We start from the raw sequence: 14260 nt of genomic DNA, 5'->3' as shown, positions 1-14260 counted from the left end.
TTCCCCAAAGCAACAATCTTTTAGAAAAGATCCTTAAATAAAAATTCGAGCGCACCATTTGCAAACTTCATCATAACTTGTTATGATAGCACTAAGTTAATAACGGTCGGAGCTACGGAGAGACCACAATACCCTGAGATAGGTTCAGGGGTATTGTGGTCTCTTTTTTGTTCTCTGGACAAAAATATACGCTTTAATTTGAGTGTTTTAGGAAAAGAATAACATTGAGGGATAAAAGAAGGAGCGGCGTGATATGGATAATAATCAATTTTCAAGCAATAAAAGAGAACAATATATAGAGGATATAAAAACTGCTTCCCTGGATTTATTAGTGATCGGGGGCGGAGTGACAGGAGCAGGAATTCTTCTTGATGCCACGACTCGAGGGATGAAAGCAGGCGTTTTGGAAATGCAGGACTTCGCAGGAGGTACATCCAGCCGTTCTACTAAGCTTGTCCATGGCGGACTTCGCTACTTAAAACAGTTCGAAGTCGGCCTGGTTGCAGAAGTAGGTAAAGAGCGTGCAATCGTTTATGAGAATGCACCCCATGTAACGACACCGGAGTGGATGCTTCTTCCAATGTACAAAAAAGGGACATTCGGCAAATTTTCTACTTCCATCGGTCTTAAGGTTTATGACTTTTTGGCAGGTGTAAAACGAAAAGAACGCCGATCCATGCTAAGCAAAGAAGAAACATTGAACCGTGAGCCATTATTGAAAAAGAAAGACATTCTAGGCGGCGGTTATTATGTGGAATATAAAACAGATGATGCTCGTCTAACTCTTGAAATTATGAAAGAAGCGGTCTATCGCGGAGGCAAGGCTGTCAATTATATTAAAGTGATAGACTTTATCTACGATAAGGACGGCAAACTTCTTGGTGTAAAAGCGGAAGACACACTTTCTGGAAAAGTGCATGAAATCTTTGCCAAGAAAATTGTTAACGCAGCCGGACCTTGGGTTGATGAACTGCGCGATATTGATAAGTCCAAAAAAGGAAAAAGAATTCACCATACAAAAGGGATCCACCTTGTAATCGATGGGGAACGTTTCCCGCTCCGCCAAGCGGTTTATTTTGACACACCGGACGGAAGAATGGTGTTTGCGATTCCGCGTGAAGGAAAAGCGTATGTCGGTACAACAGACACCGATTACAAAGGTGATTTGAAGAACCCAAGAATTACACATGATGATGTTGATTATGTAGTAAAAGCGATCAATTTCATGTTCCCTGATGTGAAGATCACAGAAAAAGACATTGAATCTTCCTGGGCCGGATTGCGTCCATTGATTCATGAAGATGGAAAAGATCCTTCTGAGATTTCCAGAAAAGACGAAGTGTTCTTCTCGCCTTCAGGATTGATTACGATTGCCGGCGGTAAATTAACCGGATATCGTAAAATGGCGGAAAAAGTGGCGGACATCGTTGCTGGCCAGCTTGAGAAAGAAGTGGGAATCAAGTACGACACCAGCAATACGAAACACCTTGTATTATCTGGCGGTAACGTAGGCGGAAGCAGCCACTACCCTGAATATATCCGTCAAAAAGTTTCTGAGGGCCTCAACCTTGGATTAAGCAAGGACGATGCAGAACAGCTTGTGAAAAAATACGGTTCCAACGTGGACCGTCTGTTTGAAATCATCCGGGACGGCCAGAAAGAAGCCGATCTTAATAAACTGCCGATCCAAGTCTATGCAACATTGATCTACGCTATGGACGAAGAGATGGCAACAACACCAGCTGACTACTTTATCCGCCGTACAAGCGCGATGTACTTTGACATTGCTTACGTACGCCAATGGAAAGAAAAAGGAATTGCCTTGATGGCGAAACACTTAAACTGGACACCAGAACAAACTCAGCAGCACACTGAAGAACTCGAACGCCAAATGAGCTACAGCACAGAAGCGATCTAACTACTTTATATCTTAGGTGCCAGGCACCCTCTTTTGACATATGTCAAAGAGCGGTGCCTGGCACCTTTTTCAATAACGTGGATTGCTCTAAATAAGGGTTAGGATAAGAAACAAGCAAGGTTTGTTTAATATAGCTCAATAGCTTTGCCGATTCAGACCGAGAAAGCAAGAATTCATCCGGCAGTGAACTGCAATTCTCAAGCAGTTCAAAGAATTGCTGCTTTTCATCCTGTATCGCTGCTTTTTTAAAATAGCCCCAAACGTGCTCGGCTGTATTCAGAAAAGCCTTCCTGGAATACGGAAGCTTCTCCATCCCTCCCAATTCATCGAGAATTGCAGTATAATCTTCTTCCCCTTTTGCCTCGAGAAACCGGTCTCTAACCTTGGTGTAATATTGGTAGCCTTTTGCCATCACGTCATATTTCTGTTTCGTCCACTCCAGTTCGGCTTCCTTCCTGACACTCATAAACACCCTCCTTCTATCCCCCGAACAAGCTCATATAATAGGAGTATAGTAATGAGCCCGCAGCTCCTCCCCCCGAATGTCGACACAAATTTTGGAATTTGCTATAATGAATACGATTACATAATGTTTAAAAAATTCTGATGATTAGGGAGGTAATGGATGGATTTAACACATGTTTACCAAAACAATTACCTTGTTGTAACCGTCTTTCTCGCATTGGGAATTCTTTTGCCGGTCGGGGCATTAACGGCAGGACGCCTGCTCCGCCCATATAAACCGACTAAAGAGAAATCGACCACATATGAGAGCGGAATTGAACCCTTTCATCAAAGCTGGATCCAATTTAACGTAAGATACTATTTGTTCGCCCTCATGTTTGTCATCTTTGATGTTGAAACTGTGTTTTTATATCCATGGGCTGTCGCCTATGACCATCTTGGGGCCTTTGCCCTCATTGAGATGGGGATATTTATTGTAATGCTCGCTCTTGGCCTCTTATACGCTTGGAAGAAGAAGGTGCTGAAATGGATCTGAAGCTGTCGGATATTTCACCTGAAGAAAAAGCAGAGCTTGAACGCAATATCTTTTTAACCACTTTAGAACAGATTAAAGCGTGGGCAAGGAGCAATTCGCTCTGGCCGCTTACATTCGGCCTTGCCTGCTGTGCCATCGAAATGATGGGAACCGGGTCATCCCACTATGACCTTGACCGTTTTGGCAGTATATTTCGGACCTCGCCACGGCAATCCGATGTCATGATCGTATCCGGGACGGTGACGAAAAAGATGGCTCCAGTCCTTAAACGGCTGTACGAACAAATGCCTGAGCCCAAATGGGTCATTGCCATGGGTTCCTGCGCAACAGCCGGTGGACCCTATATCAAGTCTTATGCCGTCGTTAAGGGAGTGGATCAGATCGTTCCCGTTGATGTTTATATTCCCGGATGTCCGCCAAATCCTGCAGCACTCATTTATGGAATCAATAAATTGCAGGAGAAGATCCGTTACGAAGCGAAGACTGGGAAGAAGGTGATGTAAGACATGCCAAACGAAAATGATGGAAAATCCCCTGAATCCAGCGAGCCGTTATCGAAGGAAGAACTAAAAAAACAGGCAGCTGCTGAAGCAAAAGCGAAAGCCCTGGAGCTTGCCAGACAAAGAGCTCTCGAGAAAAAAGAGGAGAGCGGTGGTCCCGCCCAGGAACTAAGCATTGAGGAACAAAAGAAAAAAGCTGTCGCAGAAGCTAAAGCGAAAGCTGCTGAACTAGCAAAGCAAAAAGCTTTAAGACAAAAAGAAGAAACATCAAGCACTCCGGAGGATCCTTTGGCTGATGAAAAAGCAAAGGCAGCTGCTAAAGCAAAAGCCGCTGCAGCCGCAAAGGCCAAAGCTGCCGCAGCCGCCAAAGCAAGAGCAGCAAGAGATGGAACAGCAGACTCATCTAATCCAGCGGACGACGAAAAAGCAAAGGCAGCTGCTAAAGCAAAAGCCGCTGCAGCCGTAAAGGCCAAAGCAGCCGCTGCTGCCAAAGCGAGAGCAGCCAGAGAGGGAGCAGCAGACTCATCCCATCCTTCCGACGAAAAAGCAAAGGCTATTGCTGCTGCTAAAGCGAAAGCCGCCGCTGCCGCCGCTGCAAGAGCCAAAGCTGCCACAGCCAAGACAGAGGTGCCAGCTGAAGAACAAAAGCCATCTCCGTTACAACCGCTTCTTGACCGTTATGTCAGCGTGATCAAGAAGACATTGGGGGAAGATGTGCTTGAAGACAGCTACATCAATCCGCTTTCCAAGGATGCTCCGACCCTTGTTGCCAAACCGGATACATATTTTAAAATTGCCGAACTTCTTAAACACCACGATGAACTTCGTTTTGATTATTTGTCAGAACTTCACGCCACAGATTTTGAAACTCACCTAGAGGTCTACAATCATTTTTATTCCTACACACATCGCAGTCCAGTTGCATTGAAAGTAAGAATCAATAGAGAAGAAGCAGTCATTGACTCATTAGCTCCTCTTTGGGCGGGGGCAGACTGGCCGGAAAGAGAAGCCTTCGACCTGCTGGGAATCACCTTTACCGGGCATCCAAACTTAACGAGGATTATGATGCCTGACGATTGGGTGGGCCATCCGCTCCGCAAAGATTATGAACCGTATGATGTGGAGGTGTAGCCGGTGATCCGCACCGAAGAAATGCTGCTGAATGTCGGTCCTCAGCATCCGAGTACACATGGGGTGTTCCGGATCGTGCTGAAAATTGACGGAGAAACCATTATCGAAGCCCAGCCGGTCATTGGATATCTGCATCGCGGGACTGAAAAGCTCGCTGAAAACCTTCAATACACACAGATCATTCCGTACACAGACCGTATGGATTATCTTGCTGCAATGACGAACAATTATGTCATCTGCCATGCAGTTGAAACGATGATGAACATTGAAATTCCTGAACGGGCGGAATATCTCCGTATTCTCGTGATGGAGCTTGGACGGATCGCGAGCCATTTAGTCTGGTTTGGAACGTACCTCCTGGATATAGGAGCAATGAGCCCGTTTCTCTATGCCTTCAGGGAGAGAGAAGCCATTATCGGAATGTTAAACGAAATATCAGGGGCACGCCTGACTTTCAATTATATGAGGATCGGAGGAGTGAAGTGGGATGCTCCAGAAGGCTGGATCCAGAAGATTAGAGAGTTTGTTCCTTACATGCGGGAGCAGCTTTCAGGATATCACGATCTTGTAACCGGAAATGAAATCTTTTTGAATCGTGTAAAAGGCGTTGGTTTTTATACGAAGGAGGAGGCTCTTGATTACTCGTTAAGCGGCGCCAACCTGCGCTGTACGGGGATCAGCTGGGATTTGAGAAAAGACGAACCTTACTCCATCTATGACCGGTTCACGTTTGATGTCCCCGCATACGACAGCGGAGATGCCTGGGCCCGCTATCAGTGCCGGATGGCGGAAATCGAAGAATCCTTAAAGATCGTCGAGCAGGCGGTGGAACAGTTTCCTGAAAACGGAGAGATCATGGCGAAGGTGCCGAAGATCATCAAGCCGCCAAAAGGAGAAGCCTTCGTTCGGATTGAGTCGCCGCGCGGGGAGATCGGCTGCTACATCGCTTCGGAGGGGAAAAAGGAGCCTTACCGTTTAAAATTCAGAAGACCTTCCTTTTACAATCTGCAGATCTTGCCCAAACTTCTTGTCGGTGAAAACATCTCAAACCTGATTACCATACTCGGCGGAATCGACATTGTCTTAGGGGAGGTGGACGGCTGATGATCAATCATTTGTTATCCTCGCCTCCAGGCTGGATCCACGCGGCTGTCTTTTTTGGTTTAGGAGCCTGCCTGCTGGTTATTGTTCTCGGATTTGTAACGTATGCCATATTGGCGGAACGAAAAGTGCTCGGATTCATGCAGCTCCGTCCAGGGCCGAACCGGGTCGGTGGACGCTTTGGCCTTCTGCAGACCGTTGCCGACGTACTGAAGCTATTGCTCAAGGAAGACACCATTCCAAAGCTGGCCGATAAACCGCTTTTTATTTTGGCGCCGGTTCTCGCTTTTGCTCCAGCTTTCATGGTGTTAGCGGCCATCCCTTTTTCTGATCATCTGAAGTTTTCCGACCTTAGCATCGGCCTATTGTATTACATAGCAATATCAGGTATTACTACGGTTGGGATCTTGATGGCCGGCTGGGCTTCCAACAATAAATACTCGCTCCTTGGGGGGATGAGATCTGCGGCACAGATGATATCGTATGAGATTCCGCTAGTCATATCTGTGATCGGTGTCATCTTATTCAGCGGAAGCCTTAACCTGACAGACATTGTAGAAGGCCAGGAAAAAGTAGCTTATATTTTTTTATCGCCGCTTGGCTTTATTGTATTTTTGATTTCCTCTATAGCGGAGCTGAACCGTACACCGTTTGACTTGCCGGAAGCAGAATCCGAACTGGTTGCCGGCTATCACGTAGAGTATTCAGGATTTCGCTGGGCCTTCTTCATGCTTACGGAATATGTGTATCTATTTGCAATGGCGTCACTAACGACTGTGCTGTTCCTTGGCGGATGGAAACCCATTCCGTTTTTAGGCTTCATTCCGGGCATCATCTGGTTTGCTTTGAAGTTCAGCCTGATCGTCTTCTTTATGATCTGGATCCGGGGAACAATGCCGCGCTTAAGGGCTGATCAGCTCATGGAGTTTGCCTGGAAGGTTCTTTTGCCGGTCGCTTTACTCAACATTTTTGTCAGTGCCGTCGTAAAAGAAATATTTTTAAGATAAGTGCAGCGGACTTGTTTTCGCTCTTGCCCGCAATGCGAGTTTACTAGACTGCAAAAAAGGAGTGGTGTGAGGTGAAAGGTCTTGCGAAAGGCTTGAAATATACGCTCAGCAATTTGACGAAGCAGAATGTTACGACCCAATATCCGGACGTTCCCCTTCAGATGCCTGACCGTTTTCGCGGAATCCAGAAATTCTACCCTGAAAAGTGCATTGTCTGCAACCAGTGTGCGAACATCTGCCCGACAGACTGCATTCAGCTGACAGGAAAGCCCCATCCCGATCCGGGGAAAAAGGGAAAGATCATTGACACGTACGACATTAATTTTGAAATCTGTATTCTATGTGACCTGTGTACAGAGGTCTGCCCGACAGAAGCGATCGTCATGACCAGCAATTTCGAACTGGCGGAGTACAGCCGTGATGAACTGTTTAAGGATCTGGCTTGGCTCGATGAGAACGACAACAATGTGAGGAAGGAGAATAAAGCATGACGGGAGAGATGATTGCTTTTTTTGTCCTTGCCTTAACGGCCATTGGGGGCGGGGTGCTGATGATCAACCTGTCGAATGTCGTTCATATGGTCGTTGCGCTTGTCTTTACATTCCTTGCTATAGCAGGAATCTACATCACGCTGTCTGCTGAGTTTGTGGCTGCTGTTCAGGTACTTATCTACTCGGGCGCCATCACAATCATCATGCTGTTCGGAATCATGCTGACACGCCACGAAAAGGACACGGAAACAAAAATGCCGAAATTGACCGTTCTATTGTCAGGAGCAGGGGTTGCTGTCTTTTTCCTGATCATGTTTTTTGGAATCAACCGCCTGAGCCTGGGGGCACCGGCTGTTGGCCTTCACATTGAAAATACGAAAAAAATTGGTGTAGAACTTTACTCGAAATACATCATTCCGTTTGAGCTGACTTCTGTCCTTCTATTGGTGGCATTAATCGGGGCGATCGTGCTGGCAAAAAGGGACGGAGAAGAGGAGGCTAAAAAATGAGCAGCATTCCTTTGTCTGTTTATCTCGTACTGGCCCTCATCCTGTTTTGCATCGGGCTGTTTGGAGCGCTGACAAAAAGAAACGCTGTTATTGTTCTTATTTCCATCGAACTGATGCTGAACGCAGTGAATATTAACCTTGTTGCATTTGCGAAATACGGAGCGAAGCCCGGCCTGACCGGACAGATCTTCTCTCTCTTTACCATCACCGTTGCGGCTGCTGAAGCGGCGGTTGGGCTCGCCATTCTTATGGCACTATACCGAAACCGCAAGACCGTCAATGTGGATGAAATGGATATTATGAAGCGCTAAAAAGGGGTTGGAAAAGATGATGCAGAATGCCTGGCTGATACCACTGTTACCGCTGCTATCCTTCATCCTTCTTTTACTTTTTGGAAAAAAACTAAAAGAAGCTTCTGCCTACGCCGGTATTGGATGCACCTTCATCTCATTGATCCTGGCAGTGATTGTCATGGCCAGCCAATGGGGAGGGGAGTCATACAAGGCAGAAGGAGTATGGCTGTATATCGGCAAACATGCTGTAACGATGGGATATGAAATCAATCCGCTGAATGCGTTGATGCTCGTCATCGTAACGCTTGTAAGCTTTCTCGTGCATGTGTATTCGAAGAGCTATATGCATGGGGATGGCCGTTTTCCTGTCTTTTATGCCTATCTTGGTTTGTTTACGTTTGCGATGCTGGGGCTCGTCTTGTCTCCTAACCTGCTTCAGGTGTATATCTTCTGGGAGCTGGTCGGCTTAGGATCGTTTCTCCTCATCGGATACTATTATTTTAAACCCGAAGCCAAGGCGGCTGCGAAGAAGGCCTTCATCATGACGCGTATCGGGGACGTTGGGCTCTTCATCGGGATTATTCTTTTATACTGGCAGACGGGGAGCTTTGAATACGATGAAATCTTCAAAGCAGCTGCCAGTCACCATATTTCCTCAGAAATGATAACACTGACGGCCATTCTGATCTTTGTGGGTGCCGTGGGGAAATCCGGGCAGCTCCCGCTTCATACGTGGCTCCCAGATGCTATGGAGGGCCCGACGCCGGTCTCCGCCCTTATCCATGCGGCAACGATGGTCGCAGCAGGTGTTTATCTTGTGGCTTCCATGTACCCGCTCTTTGAAGCATCGTCCGCAGCCATGACAACTGTAGCCGTTGTCGGCGGAATTACTGCAATATTCGCCGCATCCGTCGGCCTGATGCAGAAAGATATCAAACGGGTGCTGGCGTATTCCACCGTGAGCCAGCTTGGCTACATGATGCTAGCCCTTGGCTCAGGCGGCTATACAGCAGGGATTTTCCATCTGATGACACATGCTTTCTTTAAAGCACTGCTGTTTCTGGCCGCAGGCAGTGTTATTCATGCCGTACATACTCAAAATATTGAAGAGATGGGCGGCCTTTGGAGGAAGCTGAAATTTACGGCTCCTTTATTTTTAATAGGAGCACTGTCCATTTCCGGATTTCCGCTCTTATCCGGTTTCTTCAGTAAAGATGAAATTTTAATGGCCACTTACGGGGACGGCCGCTACGGATTGTTTATCCTCGCTCTCCTCGCTGCTTTTTTTACCGCTTTTTATATGTTCCGCCTGTTTTTTATGGTGTTCGCAGGGAATTCAGGCCAAGCGCATGAAAAGGTGAAAGAATCCGATGTATCCATGCTTTTTCCCATGCTGGTTCTAGGTTTTCTGGCTGTCGTGGCAGGCTATTTAAATACCCCCTGGTTTGGTACGTTTTTAGCTCATTATTTAAGCCACGGCCCTGTCCGCATTGCTGCAGAAGGAGAACATGGACCGGTATGGATTCCGATCCTTGCCACGATCGTATCCTTGGCGGGAATCTTTCTGGCCTACCTTATGTACGGTAAAAAAACACTGTCAAGAAACTGGCTGTCTCGTTCTCTTCCGTCTCTCAGCACGCTTATTTACCGCAAGTATTACGTGGATGAAGCTTATGATGCTACAGTCGTTAAAGGCACAACGCTGTTCAGTTATTTTTGGAGCTATGTTGACCGGTATCTCGTTGAAACAGCTGTGAACGGAACGGCAGGCCTCGTTCAATGGCTCGGTAAAAGAGGTTCCTCCATGCACGATGGCCAGGTTCAGAGATTTGGTGCCGTCGCTGTTGCGGGACTCGTTATCATCCTATTATTCTTTGCTGTTGCAGGGGGGTATTTTTCATGAGCCATCTGATATCCATCCTATTGTTTTCCCCGCTGGCCGGTATTGCTGCTTTGAGTGTAATGCCATCCAAAAATGAAAAGGCCTTAAAACTTGCAGGCCTGTTGGGCACGCTGCTGCCCCTGCTTCTTGCCATCATTGCTGCAGTTACCTTTGATCGCTCAGCTTCAGGGATCCAGCTTGCTGAACAAGGTAACTGGATCTCTTATAAAATGGATCAGGTTGGAGCAGGCTCATCTTTTGCTATCGACTATGAAGTAGGCGTCAACGGTCTGTCTCTTGTTCTCCTGCTGCTAACCGCTGTTATTTCTGTACTGGCCGCTCTCGGTTCCTGGACGATCAAGAAGGACTGGAAAAGCTATTTCATCTTCTTTTTGATATTAGAGCTCGGTATGCTGGGGGTATTCGCTTCTCAAAATCTCTTTCTCTTTTTTATTTTCTTTGAGTTGACGCTTATCCCGATGTTTTTCCTGATCGGCCGCTGGGGTTATGCAGACAGGGAAAAGGCTGCTTACAGTTTCTTGATCTATAACGGAATCGGTTCTGCCATTCTGCTCATTGTATTCGTTGCACTCTTTATGAGAACAGGAACGCTAAACTATGGAGAACTGGCGAAAACACTCGGCGGACATACCGATCCTGCTCTCGGAGGCACGTTCCGTATGTCCATCCTGATTGCTCTGTTTGTGGCTTTTGGAATCAAACTGCCGATTGTTCCTCTTCACACGTGGATGCTGCGTGTGCACGTACAGGCACCGCCTTCCGTTGTTATGATCCACTCCGGAATTCTTTTAAAGATCGGAGCATACGGGCTCTTCACGTTCGGTATCGGATTTTTCCCGTCTGAATTCAAACGGATGGCAGTATGGATAGCAGTATTGGGTGTCATCAACCTTCTGTATGGTGCCTTTCTTGCCATCGTACAGACGGATTTGAAAAAAGTACTGGCCTATTCTTCCGTCTCCCACATGGGGATCGTATTGATCGGCTTTTCGGCACTGAATGAAGCAGGAGTAAAGGGAGCGGTCTTTCAGCTAATTTCCCACGGATTGATCTCTGCCCTGCTGTTCTTCTTGATCGGGGTGCTGTATGAACGGACTGGTTCTTCACACCTTAAGGTCTACAGTGGTCTTGCAGGCGCCATGCCGGTCACTGCAGGCATCCTGCTTGCCGGAGGGCTTGCGTCGCTGGGACTTCCTGGCATGTCCGGATTTATCAGTGAGTTTCTGGCCTTTCTCGGACTCTTCAAGGTCATGCCGGTTATCGCTGCAGTGGGGGCTCTCGGTATCGTATTAACTGCGGTTTATATTTTGCGGGCTGTTCTTTCTGTAACCTTCGGGCCCCCAAAGGACGCTCATAGCGGCTTTTATGACTTGACGCTCCGAGAGAGGGTGCCGGCTTTTGTTCTTTTGGCTTTAGTGCTCTTTATTGGAATCTATCCAGGAATGCTGAGTGAATCATTACGCACGGTTTTAGACACAATCTTGTTAGGCTTAAGGGGGTAGCCAGATGGATCTTCACACGTTAACTTCAATGAACTGGGGAATCATGGCGCCTGAATTTGCCATCTTGGGAACAGCTATTATCCTGTCTTTGCTGGACTTGTTTATGCCACGAACGCAAAGCCGCCGTCCTCTCGGGATATTGGCCATTGCAGGAATAGCAGCGGCTTTCATTTTTTTATATCTGCAATTTGGACATGAAGGAGCATCACTTTTTCATGATATGTACCGGCTTGACTCCTTCTCGAAGGCGTTTAAGCTGATCCTGCTTCTGGGAACAGGGCTGATTTTAGTTTTAGCTTATGACTACCGGATGGGTGAAGAAGAAGAGTACCGTGGGGAATTCTACTATCTGCTGCTCACTGCTCTCCTTGGGGCCATGTTTATGGCTTCGAGCGGGGACATGATCACCCTGTTTATAGGCCTGGAGCTCCTTTCTCTTTCCTCCTATGTTATGGCAGGTATGAGAAAAAGAAAGTTGGAGTCGAATGAGGCTGCTTTTAAATATGTAGTAACAGGCGGGATTTCAACAGCCATCACAATGTTTGGGATGAGCTATGTATTTGGGTTGACTGGGGAAACAAACCTGTATGCAGTAGGTGCAGCATTGAGAGATACGAGCATCCTTCAGAATCAGTTTTTACTCGTATTTGCTTTTTTTATCACATTTGCAGGGTTAACTTTCAAAATCGCCTCTGCTCCTTTTCATATGTGGGCACCCGATGTGTATCAAGGCTCACCGCTTCCTGTTACCGCCTTTTTAAGCGTGGTCTCGAAAACAGCCGGATTTGCCATCATCCTGAGGTTTTTTCTCTTGTGCTTTAGTTCAGCGCCCGGCATTAAAGGAGATCCGCTGCTTCTTCAAGTTCAGCCGTATCTCGCTGTTCTCGCTGGAGCAACCATGATTGCCGGCAATATGATCGCCCTCCGGCAGCGGAACATTAAACGGCTTTTCGCCTATTCGTCGGTTGCGCAGGCTGGCTATATTCTCGTTCCGTTCGTTTCCGTCTCGGCTTTGCTGTTTGAAACAACATGGTTTTATCTTCTTGCCTATCTGTTTATGAATATTGGTGCTTTTGCTGTCATTCAGGAAGTAACAGCAGCCAGCGGGACGAATGATATATCGGGCTTTGCCGGCTTATATAAGCGTTCTCCCTGGCTTGCTGTCGCCATGACCATCTTTATTCTGTCATTGGCGGGCATTCCGGCTACAGCAGGCTTTGCGGGGAAATTCGGAATCTTTATGAATGCCCTTGGAACCAACCCTGGACATTACATATTGGCAGGGATTCTAATGGCCGCCACGGTTGTCTCTTACTTCTATTATTTCAACATTATTGGCCAGATGTTTTTTCGTTCAGGGCAGGAAGAGCGGGCTATCCAGCATAAGAAGGGCCTCCTGTTTGTAACGGCTTTATGTGCAGCGGCAACCGTATTCTTCGGTATCTTCCCGGGAACCGCCCTCCATTTCTTTTATAATGAATTTCATCTCACAGATTTTTTCCAGACATTAGGACAAAAATAAGGGAATCTGCCGCGATGCAGATTCCTTTTTTATTTGGGAAATCCCTTGGATTTTAAAGATATGTCAAAATTGGGAACATGATTGAAAATAGGCCTTTTGTCTGTTCCTTTATGGTAAAATTCAGTTTATGCTACTTTCTATTGGTGTATGTTATCATGATGGTGTTTAGTAAGCACTTGGCCGATAAGGCCTTGTGGCAAGGAGGAACCCAGTTGTTTGAACAAGCCGGGCAGCAAGCGCTGCTTCATATCCTCGTTCACCTGCTTTTTCTCGTCATCACATGGTGGGCCATGCAGGCAATAAAATTTGACTCGTACATCAAAAAGGGCAAGGTGATCCAAGCACGCGTTTTATTCGTCTTAGTAACGATCGCTGTTGCCAGCCTCGTAAGCAGCTTCTTTCTCATGTATTTGAATTATTCCACACAGCTTAAATATTTATTTTAATTAACACATACCTACTAACCGTCTCAGCTCACAATGCAGCAAAAGATTGTTCACTGTTGAACAAAGTAAATAAGGTGAAGTTTCTGTCGGAATATGACTGCAACTTCCATGAATAATGGACCGTCCTCTGGCAAGAATGAGAATAGAGGAGAGGACGGGTGGAATAAAATGAAAAAGAGTATTGTTTTATTTTTTGCTATTATATTATTGGTTCATTCTTATGAGAGTGTGCTAGCAAGAGAAGCAGCAAATATAAGCAAAATTTCGGACATGAAGCAAGCGATGGACGAGCAAGGTATTATTGTGAAAAAATGGTCGCTTTATACTAAAGGAAGTGCAGGTTTTACTTCCGATCTAAATGGGTATCGACAAAAAGCGGCATTATTAAAGAATGCAGCTAAAGGTTATAAATGGAACAATATGAATATGCAAGAACATTTAAAGATTACTGGGGTGCGATATTCTCAAGCAGGGAGCATAAAAGAGCGCCTTACGCTGGTGGGATACCCCCAAAAAGAAAAGCTTGCAACGTATCTTGTTTATGCGGTCGAAGGAAAGGGCTGGAATAAAAATCAATTTCAGCATTTTGCACGATCGTTTCAGAGTAGGGTCGCTACCTATTTTGAAGGAGAAACTTCAACTTTCTCTTGTATCACAGGGGTACATAGTGGTACAATGGACGTCGGTTTGTATAAACAAGCACTTGAGCTCATGACAACGTTCTCCGCTGTTCCTGTCGAAGAACTGAAGGAAGAGACGTTTGTATCAATCTCGGCATATACTAAGCATTGGGATGAGAAAATTAATACAGCTCACAAAGCTATGAATCTGCAGATTGCAATTAGAAATCAAGGAATGGGCGGCCAAACAGCCGTCACAATTGGAACACCAATAATTACGTCTGAATATTAATATAGAAATTGGACGCGGAGGGGAA

General features: G+C 46.3%; 15 protein-coding genes. 14 read left to right on the top strand and 1 reads right to left on the bottom strand.

Annotation, left to right across the window (positions count from 1 at the left end):
• Positions 1 to 253 precede the first annotated feature (253 nt).
• A complete protein-coding gene (locus tag M1K46_RS04300; protein ID WP_053356482.1) occupies positions 254 to 1918 on the top strand; it encodes a glycerol-3-phosphate dehydrogenase/oxidase in 1665 nt (554 codons plus the stop codon).
• Positions 1919 to 1961: 43 nt separating this feature from the next.
• Here the strand turns inward: M1K46_RS04300 and M1K46_RS04295 are convergent, their stop codons facing one another.
• Complete coding sequence (locus M1K46_RS04295; RefSeq protein ID WP_256225087.1) at positions 1962 to 2384, bottom strand: DUF1722 domain-containing protein; 423 nt, start codon at positions 2382 to 2384, stop codon at positions 1962 to 1964.
• Positions 2385 to 2543: 159 nt separating this feature from the next.
• Between M1K46_RS04295 and M1K46_RS04290 the strand changes: the two genes are divergently transcribed.
• The 13 genes from M1K46_RS04290 to M1K46_RS04230 all read left to right on the top strand — a co-directional run bounded on the left by M1K46_RS04290 (position 2544) and on the right by M1K46_RS04230 (position 14235).
• The gene (locus M1K46_RS04290) at positions 2544 to 2918 is read left to right on the top strand and encodes an NADH-quinone oxidoreductase subunit A (protein ID WP_053356484.1); all 375 of its coding nucleotides are present in this window, start codon (positions 2544 to 2546) and stop codon (positions 2916 to 2918) included.
• On the top strand, positions 2909 to 3421 hold the full coding sequence (locus M1K46_RS04285) for a NuoB/complex I 20 kDa subunit family protein (RefSeq protein ID WP_053356485.1): 513 nt from the start codon (positions 2909 to 2911) through the stop codon (positions 3419 to 3421). Before M1K46_RS04290 ends, M1K46_RS04285 begins: the two co-directional genes overlap by 10 nt.
• A gap of 3 nt (positions 3422 to 3424) precedes the next feature.
• Entirely contained in the window at positions 3425 to 4549 is a 1125-nt protein-coding gene (locus tag M1K46_RS04280) for an NADH-quinone oxidoreductase subunit C (RefSeq protein ID WP_256225086.1), read from the top strand.
• Between the two features lie 3 nt (positions 4550 to 4552).
• Positions 4553 to 5653, top strand: coding sequence for an NADH-quinone oxidoreductase subunit D (locus M1K46_RS04275; protein WP_053356487.1), 1101 nt, complete (start codon positions 4553 to 4555; stop codon positions 5651 to 5653).
• Positions 5653 to 6657 carry an NADH-quinone oxidoreductase subunit NuoH gene (nuoH, locus tag M1K46_RS04270; RefSeq protein ID WP_053356488.1) on the top strand — a complete coding sequence of 335 codons (1005 nt, stop codon included), beginning with the start codon at positions 5653 to 5655 and terminating at the stop codon, positions 6655 to 6657. Before M1K46_RS04275 ends, nuoH begins: the two co-directional genes overlap by 1 nt.
• A gap of 71 nt (positions 6658 to 6728) precedes the next feature.
• Positions 6729 to 7148, top strand: a complete 420-nt coding sequence (gene nuoI / locus M1K46_RS04265; protein ID WP_062238335.1) for an NADH-quinone oxidoreductase subunit NuoI — start codon at positions 6729 to 6731, stop codon at positions 7146 to 7148.
• The gene (locus M1K46_RS04260; RefSeq protein WP_256225084.1) at positions 7145 to 7657 is read left to right on the top strand and encodes an NADH-quinone oxidoreductase subunit J; all 513 of its coding nucleotides are present in this window, start codon (positions 7145 to 7147) and stop codon (positions 7655 to 7657) included. The genes nuoI and M1K46_RS04260 overlap by 4 nt, the downstream gene beginning before the upstream one ends.
• Positions 7654 to 7968, top strand: a complete 315-nt coding sequence (gene nuoK / locus M1K46_RS04255) for an NADH-quinone oxidoreductase subunit NuoK (RefSeq protein WP_053356491.1) — start codon at positions 7654 to 7656, stop codon at positions 7966 to 7968. Before M1K46_RS04260 ends, nuoK begins: the two co-directional genes overlap by 4 nt.
• A 16-nt stretch (positions 7969 to 7984) precedes the next feature.
• Entirely contained in the window at positions 7985 to 9853 is a 1869-nt protein-coding gene (nuoL, locus tag M1K46_RS04250) for an NADH-quinone oxidoreductase subunit L (protein ID WP_256225082.1), read from the top strand.
• The gene (locus tag M1K46_RS04245) at positions 9850 to 11355 is read left to right on the top strand and encodes a complex I subunit 4 family protein (RefSeq protein ID WP_256225081.1); all 1506 of its coding nucleotides are present in this window, start codon (positions 9850 to 9852) and stop codon (positions 11353 to 11355) included. The genes nuoL and M1K46_RS04245 overlap by 4 nt, the downstream gene beginning before the upstream one ends.
• A 4-nt stretch (positions 11356 to 11359) precedes the next feature.
• Positions 11360 to 12877 (top strand): NADH-quinone oxidoreductase subunit NuoN, encoded by a 1518-nt coding sequence (nuoN, locus tag M1K46_RS04240; RefSeq protein ID WP_256225080.1) that lies wholly within the window; start codon positions 11360 to 11362, stop codon positions 12875 to 12877.
• Between the two features lie 212 nt (positions 12878 to 13089).
• Complete coding sequence (locus M1K46_RS04235; protein ID WP_254781666.1) at positions 13090 to 13323, top strand: DUF1146 family protein; 234 nt, start codon at positions 13090 to 13092, stop codon at positions 13321 to 13323.
• Positions 13324 to 13491: 168 nt separating this feature from the next.
• Positions 13492 to 14235: a YwmB family TATA-box binding protein gene (locus tag M1K46_RS04230; RefSeq protein WP_256225077.1), complete on the top strand. Its 744-nt coding sequence runs from the start codon at positions 13492 to 13494 to the stop codon at positions 14233 to 14235.
• Positions 14236 to 14260 lie beyond the last annotated feature (25 nt).

Source organism: Fictibacillus sp. WQ 8-8 (assembly GCF_024494405.1).
Taxonomy (GTDB): Bacteria; Bacillota; Bacilli; order Bacillales; family Fictibacillaceae; genus Fictibacillus_C; species Fictibacillus_C marinisediminis.
This window is presented reverse-complemented; position numbering and strand designations above follow the sequence as displayed.

Excerpts from the sequence above, each read along its gene's own strand:
- M1K46_RS04300 (WP_053356482.1), top strand. The coding sequence starts at position 254 with ATGGATAATAATCAATTTTCAAGCAATAAAAGAGAACAATATATAGAG.
- M1K46_RS04295 (WP_256225087.1), bottom strand. The coding sequence starts at position 2,384 with ATGAGTGTCAGGAAGGAAGCCGAACTGGAGTGGACGAAACAGAAATAT.
- M1K46_RS04290 (WP_053356484.1), top strand. The coding sequence starts at position 2,544 with ATGGATTTAACACATGTTTACCAAAACAATTACCTTGTTGTAACCGTC.
- M1K46_RS04285 (WP_053356485.1), top strand. The coding sequence starts at position 2,909 with ATGGATCTGAAGCTGTCGGATATTTCACCTGAAGAAAAAGCAGAGCTT.
- M1K46_RS04280 (WP_256225086.1), top strand. The coding sequence starts at position 3,425 with ATGCCAAACGAAAATGATGGAAAATCCCCTGAATCCAGCGAGCCGTTA.
- nuoH (WP_053356488.1), top strand. The coding sequence starts at position 5,653 with ATGATCAATCATTTGTTATCCTCGCCTCCAGGCTGGATCCACGCGGCT.
- M1K46_RS04260 (WP_256225084.1), top strand. The coding sequence starts at position 7,145 with ATGACGGGAGAGATGATTGCTTTTTTTGTCCTTGCCTTAACGGCCATT.
- nuoK (WP_053356491.1), top strand. The coding sequence starts at position 7,654 with ATGAGCAGCATTCCTTTGTCTGTTTATCTCGTACTGGCCCTCATCCTG.
- nuoL (WP_256225082.1), top strand. The coding sequence starts at position 7,985 with ATGATGCAGAATGCCTGGCTGATACCACTGTTACCGCTGCTATCCTTC.
- M1K46_RS04245 (WP_256225081.1), top strand. The coding sequence starts at position 9,850 with ATGAGCCATCTGATATCCATCCTATTGTTTTCCCCGCTGGCCGGTATT.
- nuoN (WP_256225080.1), top strand. The coding sequence starts at position 11,360 with ATGGATCTTCACACGTTAACTTCAATGAACTGGGGAATCATGGCGCCT.
- M1K46_RS04230 (WP_256225077.1), top strand. The coding sequence starts at position 13,492 with ATGAAAAAGAGTATTGTTTTATTTTTTGCTATTATATTATTGGTTCAT.